Origin of the sequence: Rhodococcus sp. 1163, assembly GCF_002091985.1 — a bacterium.
In the GTDB taxonomy this organism is placed as follows: Bacteria; Actinomycetota; Actinomycetes; order Mycobacteriales; family Mycobacteriaceae; genus Rhodococcoides.
In genome coordinates, this window is record NZ_MKKX01000038.1 from 440683 (window position 1) to 454719 (window position 14037).

Genomic DNA, 14037 nt, shown 5'->3' on the forward strand with positions numbered 1-14037 from the left:
CCGTGATCACCGCGCGTACGCATGTTCATGTGTGTTCGAGCCTGTGCAAGGAGACGTAGTGCGAATTGGGCAGCAGTCCGGCGGCCACGGATTCGCAAGCGGTCCCAGCAATCCAGAGGGCAATGACCTCGGTACCGACGCTGGAAGCGAAGCCGATCCGAGTCGTCCCACTTCGGCCCCCCGTCGGGCTTTGGCATTGTTCATGGCGTATGTCGCCCTGACCAAGCCTCGAGTGATCGAATTGTTGTTGGTTACGACGATTCCGGCGATGTTGCTTGCCGACCGTGGTCACGTTCAGCCCATGCTGATCCTGAGCACTCTGTTCGGCGGAATGCTCGCGGCAGCCAGTGCGAACAGTTTGAACATGGTCGCTGATGCCGACATCGACAAGATCATGGCCCGCACTGCCAAGAGGCCTCTTGCTCGCGGGGCGATGCCCGTATCGCACGCCTTCGTGTTCGGCGTGAGTCTCGGCGTCATTTCGTTCTTCTGGTTGTGGGCGACCACAAATTTGCTCAGCGGCATCCTTGCCGTCGTCACGATCTGTTTCTACATCTTCGTCTACACCCTGGTCCTCAAACGCCGGACATCACAGAACGTGGTGTGGGGCGGTGCCGCTGGTTGCATGCCCGTCATGATCGGCTGGTCGGCTGTCACCGGCACGATCGGCTGGCAGGCCGTGGTGATGTTCCTCGTCATCTTCCTGTGGACCCCTCCACACACCTGGGCTCTGATGCTTCGTTACAAGGAGGACTACCAGGCTGCGAACGTTCCGATGTTACCGGCGGTGGCATCCGAGCAGAAGGTGACCAAGCACATCGTCTTGTACGCGTGGGCCACTGTTGCTGCGACGTTGGCACTCACTCCCGGATCCGGCGTCATCTATGCCGTGATCGCCGTGGCGGCCGGCGCTTGGTTCCTCACCGTGGCTCATCGTCTCTACGCAGGAGTCCGCGCGGGAACTCCGGTCAAGCCGATGAAGCTCTTCATCCTCTCGAACGAATATCTGGCACTGGTTTTCTGTGGCCTGGCAGTGGACTCCGTCGTCGGCTGGGACACGCTCGCTCAACTGTTGTCCTGAGTTCGAATCCCGTGTGTTCGTACTGACGCCCGGGTTCGATTGTCGACATGCGTGGGTGGCGCCCGGTGCCGACCTGTCTGCTCTATGTCTGTTACCCAGCGGTATTGTCGAACCATGGCAACCGATGAAAAGAACTCGCCCGTCGAGGATTCGACCTCCGAGAACAAGTCCGGTCCGACAATCGATGTCCCTGCTGGTGCGTTGTCGGCCGTCCGATCCTTCGTCGGCGAACACGGTGGTTCGGGCAAAGTCGTCATTCAGCCGGTCGGACGGGCAGGCACACGTGTGACGATGGTCGGCGCGGACGGGATATTGGGCGACCAGGTTGTAGAGAGCCCGGCGGTCGCGCGTGCATTGGTCGAGGCCGCCGGCAATCTGACCGAGTCGGAGTGGGACCGCGAACTCGTCAGTTCGGTCAACCCTGCACCTGGTCATTACCGGAAAATGGCCGGGTGGGTCGCACGTCAGACACGCTTTCCGAAGGCCAGAAACGCGTCGATGGAAAAATAGTTCGAAGCAGACGGAACCGTTCACCGATCGGGTGCGTCAAAGAAAGCAGGAGAGGTAGTCGGTCGTCTGAGGGGGAGTCCGACTACCTCTCCTCTTCTATCCGTTGGTAGTGGCTGCTGCCTGGGCGGCGGGTAGCTTGTCGGCCGACACGTCATCGAGGGAACTGCGGCTACGACAGGCCGCCCAGACCGCGGCAGTAGCCGCAGTGCACGCGCCTGCACCTGCCACGTGGATTGCAACCAGGACGGCAGGCACGTCTGTGAAGTACTGGACGACTCCCACCAAAGCCTGCGCCACAACTATGCCGACCAGTATCTTCAACCGGAATTTGATCTTCAGCGGGGCTTTCACCGCATAGAGTGCGAAACCCAGCCCAACCAGAAGGGCCAAGTACCCCACGAGCAGCTGAGCGTGCAGATGCACAAGGGTCACGATCTCGACACCGAGACGCGGCACAGGTTCATCGATGCTTTTGTCGCCCGCGTGCGGGCCCGCACCGGTCACCATCGTCCCGGCCACCAGAACGCCTCCCAACACGATTGCAGACAAGCCTGTCAGCAATCGCAGCGGTTCGGGGACAGTGGGGACAGAAGGTCCGGCAGGATCGGGGTCGGCGACTTTGAAGTACAGCAGCGTTGCGAGCCAGACCATGATCATGGACAAGACGAGGTGTACGGCGACCGTCCACCACAGCAGTCCTGTCAGCACCGTGAACCCGCCGACCACTGCTTGTACGACGGTTCCGAGTGGCATGAGCCAGGCGAAAAGAATTACTTCCCGACGCCGACGGGCACGTGTGACCGCGAGAACTATCAACGCTGCAACAAACACCACGGCGAAGGTCAACAACCGGTTGCCGAACTCGACTGCCTGGTGCAGAACTGGAACTTCCGAGACGCCGACCGGCGTGAAACTGCCTGGGAAGCACTGCGGCCACGTCGGGCAACCGAGTCCCGAGGCCGTCACCCGCACGATGGCTCCGGTGACGGCAATTCCGCCCTGAGTCAGAATGACGATGAATGCCACGATTTTCTGCACCCGCAGGGTAGGCACAGGTAGCAGGTCCACGACGCGGAGAAACGCTCGATACAGCACTATGTGATCGTAAACGGCTGTCAACTACAGAGCGTCGTTGACCCCATGCTGTAGGCCTGGCACACGCCGGGTTTACACCTCACGTGAACTTGAAGGTGCGAACCGAGAGCCAAGCGCAGACTGTGGCCCACGCGGCGAGTACCGCAACGCCGAACCAATCCCATGATCCGTCGACTGCCTGTCCCAAAGCCTCTGCCAGCGCGCCGGACGGGACCAATCGCGCGATGGTGTGCAATACCGTCGGCATGTCGTCGGAGAGAACAACGAGGCTGCCGATTCCCAGCATGATGAACCACAAGATATTTGCCAAAGCCAGTACGATTTCGGCTCGTAGCGTGCCTCCGAGCAGCAGCCCCATGGTGGCGAATGTAACCGTGCCTAGTGCGATTACCACCGCTCCGAGCGCCAGTCCGACTATGTCGGGACGCCAACCCAGCGCCACCGCGATCGAGCCGAGTACGACGGTCTGCAGGATCACCACCATCACCACTGCGATGCTCTTACCGCCGATGATTCCCCACCGGGGGAGTGCCGTTGCACCGAGACGTTTGAGTGCGCCGTAGCGGCGGTCGAAGCCGACGGCAATTGCCTGACCGGTGAAGGCGGTGGACATGATCGCCACCATCATCACGGCCGGGACGACCTGATCTACCGGATGGTCGCCCATCGCCCCCAGCGGCAGCAATGTGAGCCCGACCAAAAGGGTGATCGGGATGAACATCGTCAGGAGCAACTGCTCGCCATTGCGTAGCAACAGTTTGAGCTCGAGAACCGACTGCGCAGTGAGCATCGCAACGGCAGTATTGGGGGTCGGATTCGGATTGAACAGTCCGACGTCGAATCGGTTGTCCGGACGACGGTCGTTACCGTGGATCGTCATCTTCTCAACTCTTTTCCGGTCAGCTCCAGAAAGACGTCTTCCAAACGGCGCTGGTCCACCTGTAGTTCGGTGGCCAACACATCCTGTCGAGCACACCAGGAGGTGACGATGACGAGGATTCCGGGTTCGATGACGCCCACCACGACATAAGAGCCTGGTCCTTCCTCATGAGCGCTGTACTCGGTCGGTAGCACCTCGGCGAGCGAGGTCAGATCGAGTCCGGCCGGCGCACTGAATCGCAGTCTCCCCTCTGCACCCTGTTTGGTCAGCTCGGAAGCGGTACCCGAGGCGACGATCTTGCCGTGGTCGATGATCACCAGTTCGTCGGCGAGCTGTTCTGCTTCGTCCATCAGGTGGGTTGTGAGCAGCACGCTCACTCCATCCCGACGTAGTGCGTCGATCAATTCCCACACGAGTAGTCGAGCCTGGGCGTCGAGTCCGGCCGTCGGTTCGTCGAGAAATACGAGTTCGGGGCGGCCCACGATGGCGCAAGCGAGGGCCAGCCGTTGCTGTTGCCCCCCGGACAGGCGTCGATACGGTGTCTTCACGGCGTGGTCGAGTCCCAGACAGTCCAGAAGCCAGTCAGGGTCCAACGGGTTTGCGGAATACGACGCAACCAGGCGGAGCATCTCGCCCGCTTTCGAGCCCGGATACGCACCGCCACCCTGCAGCATGACCCCGATACGTGGTCTGAGCTGCGCTGATTGTGCGATGGGATCGAGGCCGAGGACCCGAACGGACCCGGATTCCGGTGAGACGAATCCTTCACACATCTCGACCGTGGTGGTCTTTCCCGCTCCGTTCGGGCCGAGAAGCGCCAGAACTTGGCCCCTCTCGACGGTGATGTCGAGTCCGTCGACGGCGGCGACACCGTCGTACGACTTTCGTACACCCGTGAGCTGCACGGCAGGATGCGTCGAATTCGACGCGCTAACGATCACGAGGATCCAGCGTATGCCCCGGCGGCAGTGGTGTTTGCCGACGGTCCGAGGTTCGACCGCCAGGGAAGTCGATTACGGGTGACGAAGAACATGAGACCGACGGTCAGAATCGTCATGACGGCGGCCTGAACGATTTGAAACGGCAAATACTCGCTGCCGTTGGGCATCAAGATGACGCTGACAATGGAAGAAAACACAATTGCCGGAACGCGGAACGCCGGCCGGGTCGCCCATGCGGCCAGGGGTATCACGGCCCACAACAGGTACCACGGCTGGACGACGGGGAACAGCAGAACGAGAGCGCCGAGTGCGACACCGAGTGCGCCCACCGGATGCAACCGGCCCTTCAGTACGGCTACGAGCATACGAAGGGCAACGAATGCGGCAACGGCCGCTGCAATCGGTCTAGTGAGGCCGAGCACCGCAGTGGTGTGGTCGCCGAGTCCGAGCAATACACCGACGAATCCGGTCCCAATTCCCAGGATCGTGGGAATCGACATCCAACTCCTCACAACGCTGGCGGTGTCGAGTGTGTTGATCCAGCCGAAGCCCAGGCCGCTACCCAGGCTGACTCCGACATGCACCGCGACGGTGACAAGCCCGAGGACTGCGGCCGCACTCAGTACCGCTCGGATTGTCCCGCCCCACCTTCGGGCCAATGCCATCCCGACGAAACCGAGCGCGAGCAAGGACGGAATCTTCACGGTCGACGACAGTGCAATCAAGGCAGAACCGGAGAGCAGTAGAAGTAAGGACGATCCGCGAATCGGACAACTGGGCTCGATTGCACGTAGTGCGATCTCCACCCCGGCGAGCATGAGACCGATCATCAGCGCTTCGTTGTGAATGCCCGCGACCAGGTGGAAGAGCAGGAGTGGGTTGGCAGCTCCGAGCCACAATGCACTGACCGCCGCGACGCCGCATCGACGCGCCAACCGGGGGAGTGCCCACACGATCATCGCAACACCAGCGAGCGCGAGAAGTCGATGCAGGAAGATCCCGGCAACGATGTTCTCGCCGGTCAACCACGTGATGCCGCGACCCATCCACAAGAACAGCGGACCGTATGGCGCCGGGGTTTCACGCCAGATGTTCGGCACGGTCCGGGTCAGGACGTTGTCTACGCCGAGGGCCCCTGCCGGCCCGATCTCGTAGGGGTCGAGTCCCCGCGCGGTGATCTCGCTTTGTGCCAAGTAGGAGTAGACGTCTTTGCTGAACATCGGTGGTGCCACACACAGTGGCAAGATCCACAGCAGCAGCGTGCGGTCCAACTGTGATCTGCTCAGTCTTCTCGGAACAGTTCCATCGCGTAGACGCCCGACTGCGAATCGCCCGAGCAGGAGCCAGGCGAGGACCACCATGACGGTGCCCGTCATGGTGATGGTCAGCGCGGAGGTGGCCATGCGAGAGGGAAGACTCAGAATGCGAACACCGACGACCGGGTTCTGCAGAACAGGTTGGGCGCCTGCCCCGAGTGCACCGATCGCCATCAATATCGAACCCACTGCGCCGAATCGCCGGACTCCGCGGAGCTGTGCCGTCTCGGTCTTGTTCAGACCGGGCGCCTCGGCTTCGTCGCCGTGTAACGCAGCGACGGTCGATGCCGGCCGATCGGTATCGAGGCCGACCAGTTTGCGAAGAGGGTCGACGATGCGAAGTTGCACGCCGGATTTTTCGGCGGTTTGCTTCTCGGCTGGGGTCGTCGACACGAATGGCAGCGTAACTGTGACTCTGCACAGCCCGTTGATCGCAGTGCATCCGGCGGAGATTCGGCAGCAGATGAAGACCGCGCGAGTATTCCCTGGTAAGGCCTTTGGTGAAGTAGGGCACCCTTGGTGGACCATCCTGGCTAATTCCGTCACACTGGTGTTGTGAAATCATCAGCGAGTACGACGCATGGGGGAGAACGCGCACGTCGCGGCACCACCTCCACGGTGACGGGTTCAGCTGTTGTCGGTCACGAAGGCCAGACGCGGGGAGCTGTTGTCACCCTACTTCTCGAAGAGGGCCCGATCACCGCCTCCGATATCGGTACCCGTCTGGGCCTCAGCGCTGCTGGGGTAAGACGGCATCTCGAAGCACTCATCGACAACGGTGAGGCGCGAATAACGTCCTCTGCCGTGGTCGCCCAACGAGGCCGTGGAAGACCGGCCAAGTATTTTCAGTTGACGGCAGTCGGTCGCGGCAGACTCGGACACACCTACGACGATCTTGCAGGCGCAGCAATGCGTCAGTTGCGCAAGATCGGCGGGGACCGCGCGATCGAGACCTTCGCACGCCAGCGAGTCGAAGCCATCGTGGCCGACGTCGAGCCGGCGGTGGGGAGTCGCCCTGTAGACGTGGAAGAAGCAGCGGGCCGAATCGCCGACGCGTTCACAGCTGCTGGATTTGCCGCGACGACCCGTCAAGTAGGCAACGGCGTGCAGATCTGTCAACACCACTGCCCCGTCTCGCATGTGGCCTCCGAGTTTCCTGAGCTGTGCGACGCCGAGCGTCAAGCCTTCTCCGATCTTCTCGGAACTCACGTGCAACGTCTGGCGACCATCGCGAACGGCGACTGCGCCTGCACTACGCATGTTCCGTTGACCGGTCGCAACCGCCCCGAGATTTCGAAGAAGTCGAATTCGATGCCCCACCCCACCTCATCCATAACTTCCGGTGCTCAGCCCAGTACCGGAGATCGCACAAGCCCCCGGAAGGAGCTCGCATGACCGTCACACCAGACCAGGTGACACCCGTTGCGCCGCTGACCCCCGTTGCTCCTCTTACTCAGGACGAGACGATTGCGTCGCTGGGCACCTACGGTTTCGGTTGGTCGGACTCCGACGTCGCCGGAGCCAGCGCCAAGCGTGGACTGTCCGAGTTGGTGGTGCGTGACATCTCGGCGAAGAAGAGCGAGCCCGAGTGGATGCTGGAGTCGCGGCTGAAGGCACTGAAGACATTCGACCGTAAGCCCATGCCCAACTGGGGTGCGGACCTCGAAGGTATCCACTTCGACAACATCAAGTACTTCGTTCGTTCCAGCGAGAAGCAGGCTGCGACCTGGGAAGATCTTCCCGAGGACATCAAGAATACCTACGACAAGCTGGGTATCCCGGAGGCCGAGAAGCAGCGCCTCGTCTCCGGCGTTGCCGCGCAGTACGAGTCCGAGGTCGTCTATCACTCGATCCGCGAGGACCTGGAAGCGCAAGGCGTGCTCTTCCTCGACACCGACACCGCGCTCAAGGAACAGCCTGAGCTCTTCCGCGAGTACTTCGGCACGGTCATCCCGGCAGGGGACAACAAGTTCTCTGCGCTGAACGCCGCGGTCTGGTCGGGTGGATCCTTCATCTACATCCCGCCGGGCGTCCATGTGGACATCCCACTGCAGGCCTACTTCCGGATCAATACCGAGAACATGGGGCAGTTCGAGCGCACTCTGATCATCGTCGACGAAGGCGCCTACGTGCACTACGTCGAGGGCTGCACTGCGCCCATCTACAAGTCGGATTCGTTGCACTCGGCCGTCGTGGAGATCATCGTGAAGAAGGGTGGTCGCTGCCGTTACACGACTATCCAGAACTGGTCCAACAATGTCTACAACCTGGTGACCAAGCGCGCCAAGGCAGAAGCAGGCGCCACGATGGAGTGGGTCGACGGCAACATCGGCTCCAAGGTCACCATGAAGTATCCCGCTGTCTGGATGACGGGGGAGTACGCCAAGGGTGAGGTCCTGTCCGTGGCGTTCGCCGGTCCCGACCAGCACCAGGACACCGGCTCGAAGATGCTGCACCTCGCGCCGCACACGTCGTCGAATATCGTGAGCAAGTCCGTCGCTCGCGGTGGTGGACGGACTTCGTACCGAGGATTGGTCAAGATCAACAAGGGAGCCTACGGTTCCCGCTCGACCGTCAAGTGCGATGCACTTCTCGTCGACAATATTTCGCGCTCGGATACATATCCGTACGTCGACATCCGCGAAGACGACGTGTCCATGGGCCATGAGGCAACAGTCTCGAAGGTCAGTGACGACCAACTGTTCTACCTGATGAGCCGAGGCCTCACCGAGGACGAAGCCATGGCGATGGTGGTACGCGGGTTCGTAGAACCGATCGCGCGTGAGCTTCCCATGGAATATGCCCTCGAGCTGAACCGGCTCATCGAGCTTCAGATGGAAGGGTCGGTCGGATAAGTGACTAATCCGAATACAGAAGAGTCGCTCACCGGAGTTCAGGGCGCCGTAGCGTCGGAGAATTCAGCGGCCGAGGACAAGTCGGTCATCGTCGCGAACAAGGGTGCCCAGTTCACCTCGTACGATGTGAACGCTTTCGAGGTCCCCTCCAGCCGTGACGAGCTGTGGAGATTCACGCCGATTCGTCGACTCAAGGGACTGCACGACGGTTCCGCCGTGGCTACCGCCGGGGCCGATGTTCTCGTACAGGCACCCGAGGGTGTGACAGTGGAGACGGTAGGCCGCGACGATGCACGTATCGGTGTCGCCGGCGTACCCGCCGATCGCGTTGCTGCGCAAGCATTCTCGGCATTCACCGAGGCTACGATCGTCTCGGTGGCCTCCGAGAACGAGGTCTCCGAGCCTGTGCAGATCACAGTGACCGGGCCTGGCATCGACGCTGTCTCATACGGACACCTACAGATTCGACTCGACAAGTTCGCCAAGGCGACGGTGGTGATCGACCAGGTCGGGTCGGGCACATATGCGGAGAATATCGAGTTCGTCATCGGTGACGGCGCCAACCTCTCGGTCGTACTGATCCAGGAATGGGAGTCCGATGCAGTGCACGTCGGAGCCCACCACGCTCGGCTCGGCCGCGACGCGACACTGAGGCACTTCAACGTCAGTCTCGGTGGCGACCTGGTTCGCATCAGCCCGACCGTGCATTACGACGCTCCCGGCGGCGATGCAAACCTGCTCGGCGTCTACTTCGCCGATGCGGGTCAGCATCTGGAGCAGCGTCTGCTCGTCGATCATTCAGCGCCGCGTTGCAAGTCGAACGTCATGTACAAGGGCGCTCTTCAGGGTGAGGTCGGTGTCGGCACGCACGACGCACACACGGTATGGATCGGCGACGTTCTGATTCGCGCCGAAGCAGAGGGAACCGAAACTTTCGAATTGAACCGGAACTTGGTTCTGACAGACGGCGCACGCGCCGATTCGGTGCCGAATCTCGAAATCGAGACCGGCGAGATCGTCGGCGCAGGCCACGCAAGTGCGACCGGCAGGTTCGACGACGAACAGCTTTTCTACCTCCGGTCCAGAGGAATCTCCGAGGAAGTGGCTCGTCGACTCGTCGTCCGCGGCTTCTTCCACGAAGTCATCGACAAGATTCCGGTCCCCGCGGTTCGTGAACGACTCGATGCCGCGATCGAGGCCGAACTGGCCCTCGTCGGCTCGTAAATTACGGCTCCCGTACTTCTCGACATTCGTAAGGAAAATTTCATGTCCACGCTCGAAATCCGCGACCTGCACGTCAGCGTCGCTAACTCCGATACCACCGCAGAGCCCATCAACATCCTCAAGGGTGTGAACCTGACCGTGAAGTCCGGTGAGACACACGCGATCATGGGCCCCAACGGATCCGGCAAATCGACGTTGTCCTACGCCATCGCCGGTCATCCGAAGTACGCAGTGACCTCGGGCACCATCACGCTCGACGGCGAAGACGTGCTCGCCATGACCGTCGACGAGCGGGCTCGCGCAGGTCTGTTCCTCGCGATGCAGTACCCGGTCGAGGTTCCCGGAGTGTCGATGTCGAACTTCCTCCGCACTGCTGCGACGGCGGTCCGAGGTGAGGCTCCGAAGCTCCGGCACTGGGTCAAGGAAGCCAAGACTGCACTCTCCGAACTCGAAATCGATCCGGCTTTTCTCGAGCGGAACGTCAACGAAGGCTTTTCCGGTGGTGAGAAGAAGCGCCACGAGATCTTGCAGCTCGGAATGCTCAAGCCCAAGATCGCCATCCTCGACGAGACAGACTCCGGCCTGGATGTCGATGCGCTTCGAGTCGTTTCGGAGGGTGTCAACAAGTACAAGGAACGCGAGAACGGTGGCGTTCTGCTGATCACGCACTACACGCGGATTCTTCGCTACATCAAGCCCGACTTCGTTCACGTGTTCGTCGATGGCGAGATCGTGAAGTCCGGTGGAGCAGAGTTGGCAGACGAGCTGGAGGCCGACGGCTACACCGATTTCACTCAGCCTGCGACCACAGGAGCGTAAGTATGGCTGCACCAGCAGCTCTGTCGAACAGCGCATTGGATGTCAGCTCGATCCGTGCCGATTTTCCGATCCTCTCGCGTACGGTTCGCGACGGTAAGCCGTTGGTGTACCTGGACTCGGGTGCGACCTCTCAGCGCCCGGTCCAGGTTCTCGACGCAGAACGTGAATTTCTGCTCACGTGCAACGCCGCGGTCCATCGCGGCGCACATCAGCTCGCCGAAGAAGCGACCGATGCGTACGAGGGCGCCCGCGCCGCCATCGCGTCGTTCGTCGGTGCGGACGCCGATGAACTCGTGTTCACCAAGAACGCCACCGAGGCGCTCAATCTCGTCACCTACGTTCTCGGTGACGATCGATTCGATCGCCACGTCGGACCTGGCGACGAAATCGTGATCACGGAACTCGAGCACCATGCCAACCTCGTGCCCTGGCAGGAATTGGCCAGACGAACCGGTGCCACACTGCGCTGGTTCGGCGTGACCGACGAGGGACGGATCGATCTCGATTCTCTGCAGCTCACCGACGCAGTCAAGGTTGTCGCGTTCACTCATCAGTCGAATGTGACTGGCGCGGTGTCACCTGTCGCCGAGCTCGTTCGACGTGCTCGTGAGGTCGGGGCGCTCGTCGTGCTCGACGCATGCCAGTCCGTGCCTCACATGAGCGTGGACTTCCATGCCCTCGATGTCGACTACGCGGCGTTCTCTGGTCACAAGATGCTGGCGCCGTCGGGCGTCGGCGTGTTGTTCGGCAAAGCCGAACTCCTCGATTCGATGCCGCCCTTCGTGACGGGCGGTTCGATGATCGAGACAGTGACGATGGAGAAGACTACATACGCGCCGCCACCTCAGCGTTTCGAAGCGGGCGTACCGATGGCTTCTCAAGTGGTCGGCCTCGGCGCAGCGGTCGCATATCTCGAGTCCATCGGCATGGACGCAATTGCGGCGCACGAGCACGTACTCGTCGGCGCGACACTCGACATGCTCGCGAGAATCGAGGGTGTTCGAGTGATCGGACCAACCGAGAACATCGATCGAGGGTCAGCGGTGTCGTTCGTCGTCGACGGCGTCCATGCACACGATCTCGGTCAAATTCTCGACGACGACGGTGTTGCTATTCGGGTGGGGCACCATTGTGCGTGGCCGTTGCACCGTCGTTTCGGTGTCGCAGCCACTGCGAGGGCTTCGTTTGCTCTGTACAACACGCTCGACGAAGTCCAAGCGCTCGGTTCCGCGATCGAGCACGCCCAGAAGTTTTTCGGGACCAAGGGTGCTGCCTGATATGCGTATGGAACAGATGTATCAAGAGGTCATTCTCGACCACTACAAACATCCGCACGGGCGCGGTCTCCGCGAGCCGTTCGGGGCCGAGGTCCATCACGTGAACCCAACTTGCGGCGACGAGGTGACGTTGCGGGTGAACATCGATGATGGCGGCATCGTTACTGATGTGTCCTACGACGGTCAGGGCTGTTCGATCAGTCAGGCTGCGACTTCGGTCCTGACGGATCAGGTCATCGGACTACCTGTCGAGCATGCGTTGAGAGTCGTGGATGCCTTCAGTGAAATGGTCGGCAGCAGGGGTACCGTGGATGGCGACGAGGATGTCATCGGTGATGGAATCGCGTTCGTCGGAGTGTCCAAATATCCGGCCCGCGTCAAGTGTGCGCTGCTCGGATGGATGGCTTTCAAGGATGCGGTTGTTCGAATAGTAGAAGAGACTCCCGCAGTACCCGCACGATCCGGAGGACAAGTATGACCCAGACACAGACAACCGATTCGCAGAACGGTGGCACTGCCACCCCGGAGACCGACTTGGCAGGATCGGCCGTGGCCGAGTCGTCGCCAACGGCAGTGCCTGCATCGCTTACCCCGGATGAGATGAAGGTTCTCGAAGACCTCGAAGAGGCAATGCGTGATGTGGTCGACCCCGAGCTGGGGATCAACGTCGTCGACCTCGGTCTGGTGTACGACATCAACATCGACGCCGACGACATCGTCACGGTCGACATGACGTTGACTTCGGCTGCGTGCCCCCTGACAGACGTCATCGAAGATCAGGCGCGTGGCGCGCTTGTGCGAAGTGGTCTGTGCGCCGACCTGAAGATCAATTGGGTGTGGATGCCGCCTTGGGGGCCGGACAAAATCACCGACGACGGACGTGAGCAGCTCAGGGCCCTCGGGTTTACCGTGTGACCTCGCCTAGCGACGCGTAGGTTCACCAGTTCGTTCGGTATTTCCTTGACGTTCTGGTGAACCGTGCAGTGCTCGAATGCGTCTTAGCTCGACGAAGCTGCAGGGTTCTGGTTGATGCGGGTCGCTTATGCGCCTTTTCGAGCCGGCGTCGATTTGTCGGCAGCAGCGCGCTTTGCCGGCGCAGCCTTTTTAGCGGGTGCTTTCTTTGCAGTCGTCTTCTTCTGCGAAGTTTTCGTCTCCGACGCATCCTTCTCCGAGGCATCCTTGCTTGTGGCCGACTTGGTATTGGACGACGAGTGTGCGGTCTTGGCGTTCTTGCCCGCGGCTTCCACGCTGCGTTGGAGTGCAGCGACCAAATCGACAACCTCGGCGTCTTCGCCATCGCTGGAGGTCTCGTCGTCGACACGGACGACTTTCTCGCCGCCGTTTTCGATCGTATCGTCGATCAGCTTGCGTAGTTCGATTTGATAATCGTCAGTGTATTCCGTGGGATCGAAATCTGCCGACATACTCTCCACCAGCGAGGTAGCCATCTTGACTTCCTGCGGTCGTGCATCGGGTGCGTCGTCCAGCGAGGGGAACTCCGCGGCCCGCACCTCGTCCGGCCACAGCAATGTCTGGATGACGAGAGTGTTGTCGCGAACCCGCAATGCGGCCAGTCGGGTCTTTTGCCGCAATGTGAAATGCACCAGCGCGGTGCGTTCTGTATCCAGGAGTGTCTGTCGCAACAGCACATATGCCTTCGGCGACGAAGAGTCGGGCTCGAGAAAATAGCTCTTGTCGTACAGGATGGGATCGATTTGTTCGGTGGGGACGAATTCCAGGACCGGGATCTCGTGTTTTTCGGCGGAAGGAAGCTTGTCGAAGTCCTCGTCCGTCAGGATGACGCGTTCACCGTCGGGTGAGTCGTACGCCTTGTCGATGTCGGCAAACTGCACCGATTTGCCGCATTCGGAGCAGACGCGATCATATTTGATCCGACCTCCGTCTTTCGCGTGCACTTGGTGGAACCGAATGTCGTGTGTCTCCGTCGCCGAGTACACCTTCACCGGCACATTGACGAGCCCGAAGGCGATAGATCCCTTCCATATGGAACGCATGCGGTTCATGATTCACGAGGCAAG

General features: G+C 60.9%; 14 protein-coding genes. 9 read left to right on the top strand and 5 right to left on the bottom strand.

The features are described from left to right. Positions 1 to 58: 58 nt before the first annotated feature. The gene (locus BJD99_RS19780; protein ID WP_084348837.1) at positions 59 to 1081 is read left to right on the top strand and encodes a heme o synthase; all 1023 of its coding nucleotides are present in this window, start codon (positions 59 to 61) and stop codon (positions 1079 to 1081) included. Positions 1082 to 1195: 114 nt separating this feature from the next. Beyond that, a complete protein-coding gene (locus BJD99_RS19785; protein ID WP_084348838.1) occupies positions 1196 to 1591 on the top strand; it encodes a hypothetical protein in 396 nt (131 codons plus the stop codon). A 96-nt stretch (positions 1592 to 1687) separates the two neighbouring features. Here BJD99_RS19785 and BJD99_RS19790 read toward each other — a convergent pair whose 3' ends face one another. From BJD99_RS19790 to mptB, 4 genes are all read right to left on the bottom strand, one after another. Further along, a complete protein-coding gene (locus BJD99_RS19790; protein WP_143542249.1) occupies positions 1688 to 2686 on the bottom strand; it encodes a heme A synthase in 999 nt (332 codons plus the stop codon). A 79-nt stretch (positions 2687 to 2765) separates the two neighbouring features. After that, the gene (locus tag BJD99_RS19795) at positions 2766 to 3566 is read right to left on the bottom strand and encodes an ABC transporter permease (RefSeq protein ID WP_084348840.1); all 801 of its coding nucleotides are present in this window, start codon (positions 3564 to 3566) and stop codon (positions 2766 to 2768) included. After that, positions 3563 to 4513: an ABC transporter ATP-binding protein gene (locus BJD99_RS19800; RefSeq protein ID WP_373270569.1), complete on the bottom strand. Its 951-nt coding sequence runs from the start codon at positions 4511 to 4513 to the stop codon at positions 3563 to 3565. The genes BJD99_RS19795 and BJD99_RS19800 overlap by 4 nt, the downstream gene beginning before the upstream one ends. Beyond that, the gene (gene mptB / locus BJD99_RS19805; protein WP_256895962.1) at positions 4504 to 6159 is read right to left on the bottom strand and encodes a polyprenol phosphomannose-dependent alpha 1,6 mannosyltransferase MptB; all 1656 of its coding nucleotides are present in this window, start codon (positions 6157 to 6159) and stop codon (positions 4504 to 4506) included. Before mptB ends, BJD99_RS19800 begins: the two co-directional genes overlap by 10 nt. Positions 6160 to 6441: 282 nt before the next feature. Between mptB and BJD99_RS19810 the strand changes: the two genes are divergently transcribed. The 7 genes from BJD99_RS19810 to BJD99_RS19840 all read left to right on the top strand — a co-directional run bounded on the left by BJD99_RS19810 (position 6442) and on the right by BJD99_RS19840 (position 12913). Further along, positions 6442 to 7218 (top strand): metalloregulator ArsR/SmtB family transcription factor, encoded by a 777-nt coding sequence (locus BJD99_RS19810; RefSeq protein ID WP_256895963.1) that lies wholly within the window; start codon positions 6442 to 6444, stop codon positions 7216 to 7218. Beyond that, a complete protein-coding gene (sufB, locus tag BJD99_RS19815; RefSeq protein ID WP_084348843.1) occupies positions 7215 to 8678 on the top strand; it encodes a Fe-S cluster assembly protein SufB in 1464 nt (487 codons plus the stop codon). Before BJD99_RS19810 ends, sufB begins: the two co-directional genes overlap by 4 nt. Next, on the top strand, positions 8679 to 9902 hold the full coding sequence (gene sufD / locus BJD99_RS19820; RefSeq protein ID WP_084348844.1) for a Fe-S cluster assembly protein SufD: 1224 nt from the start codon (positions 8679 to 8681) through the stop codon (positions 9900 to 9902). It begins immediately after the preceding gene. Between the two features lie 42 nt (positions 9903 to 9944). Continuing rightward, complete coding sequence (gene sufC / locus BJD99_RS19825; protein ID WP_084348845.1) at positions 9945 to 10721, top strand: Fe-S cluster assembly ATPase SufC; 777 nt, start codon at positions 9945 to 9947, stop codon at positions 10719 to 10721. Between the two features lie 2 nt (positions 10722 to 10723). Beyond that, positions 10724 to 11998 (top strand): cysteine desulfurase, encoded by a 1275-nt coding sequence (locus BJD99_RS19830; RefSeq protein ID WP_084348846.1) that lies wholly within the window; start codon positions 10724 to 10726, stop codon positions 11996 to 11998. Between the two features lies 1 nt (position 11999). Next, entirely contained in the window at positions 12000 to 12476 is a 477-nt protein-coding gene (gene sufU / locus BJD99_RS19835) for a Fe-S cluster assembly sulfur transfer protein SufU (protein WP_084349001.1), read from the top strand. 122 nt (positions 12477 to 12598) lie between these two features. Further along, positions 12599 to 12913, top strand: coding sequence for a metal-sulfur cluster assembly factor (locus tag BJD99_RS19840; protein ID WP_256895966.1), 315 nt, complete (start codon positions 12599 to 12601; stop codon positions 12911 to 12913). Positions 12914 to 13038: 125 nt separating this feature from the next. Here the strand turns inward: BJD99_RS19840 and BJD99_RS19845 are convergent, their stop codons facing one another. Next, entirely contained in the window at positions 13039 to 14013 is a 975-nt protein-coding gene (locus tag BJD99_RS19845; RefSeq protein WP_084349002.1) for a Ku protein, read from the bottom strand. Between the last annotated feature and the right edge of the window lie 24 nt (positions 14014 to 14037).

What these genes read in the sequence shown, in the direction of transcription:
- BJD99_RS19785 (WP_084348838.1), top strand. Translation starts at nt 1,196, where the DNA reads ATGGCAACCGATGAAAAGAACTCGCCCGTCGAGGATTCGACCTCCGAG.
- sufB (WP_084348843.1), top strand. Translation starts at nt 7,215, where the DNA reads ATGACCGTCACACCAGACCAGGTGACACCCGTTGCGCCGCTGACCCCC.
- BJD99_RS19830 (WP_084348846.1), top strand. Translation starts at nt 10,724, where the DNA reads ATGGCTGCACCAGCAGCTCTGTCGAACAGCGCATTGGATGTCAGCTCG.
- sufC (WP_084348845.1), top strand. Translation starts at nt 9,945, where the DNA reads ATGTCCACGCTCGAAATCCGCGACCTGCACGTCAGCGTCGCTAACTCC.
- sufU (WP_084349001.1), top strand. Translation starts at nt 12,000, where the DNA reads ATGCGTATGGAACAGATGTATCAAGAGGTCATTCTCGACCACTACAAA.
- BJD99_RS19845 (WP_084349002.1), bottom strand. Translation starts at nt 14,013, where the DNA reads ATGCGTTCCATATGGAAGGGATCTATCGCCTTCGGGCTCGTCAATGTG.
- BJD99_RS19840 (WP_256895966.1), top strand. Translation starts at nt 12,599, where the DNA reads ATGAAGGTTCTCGAAGACCTCGAAGAGGCAATGCGTGATGTGGTCGAC.
- BJD99_RS19795 (WP_084348840.1), bottom strand. Translation starts at nt 3,566, where the DNA reads ATGACGATCCACGGTAACGACCGTCGTCCGGACAACCGATTCGACGTC.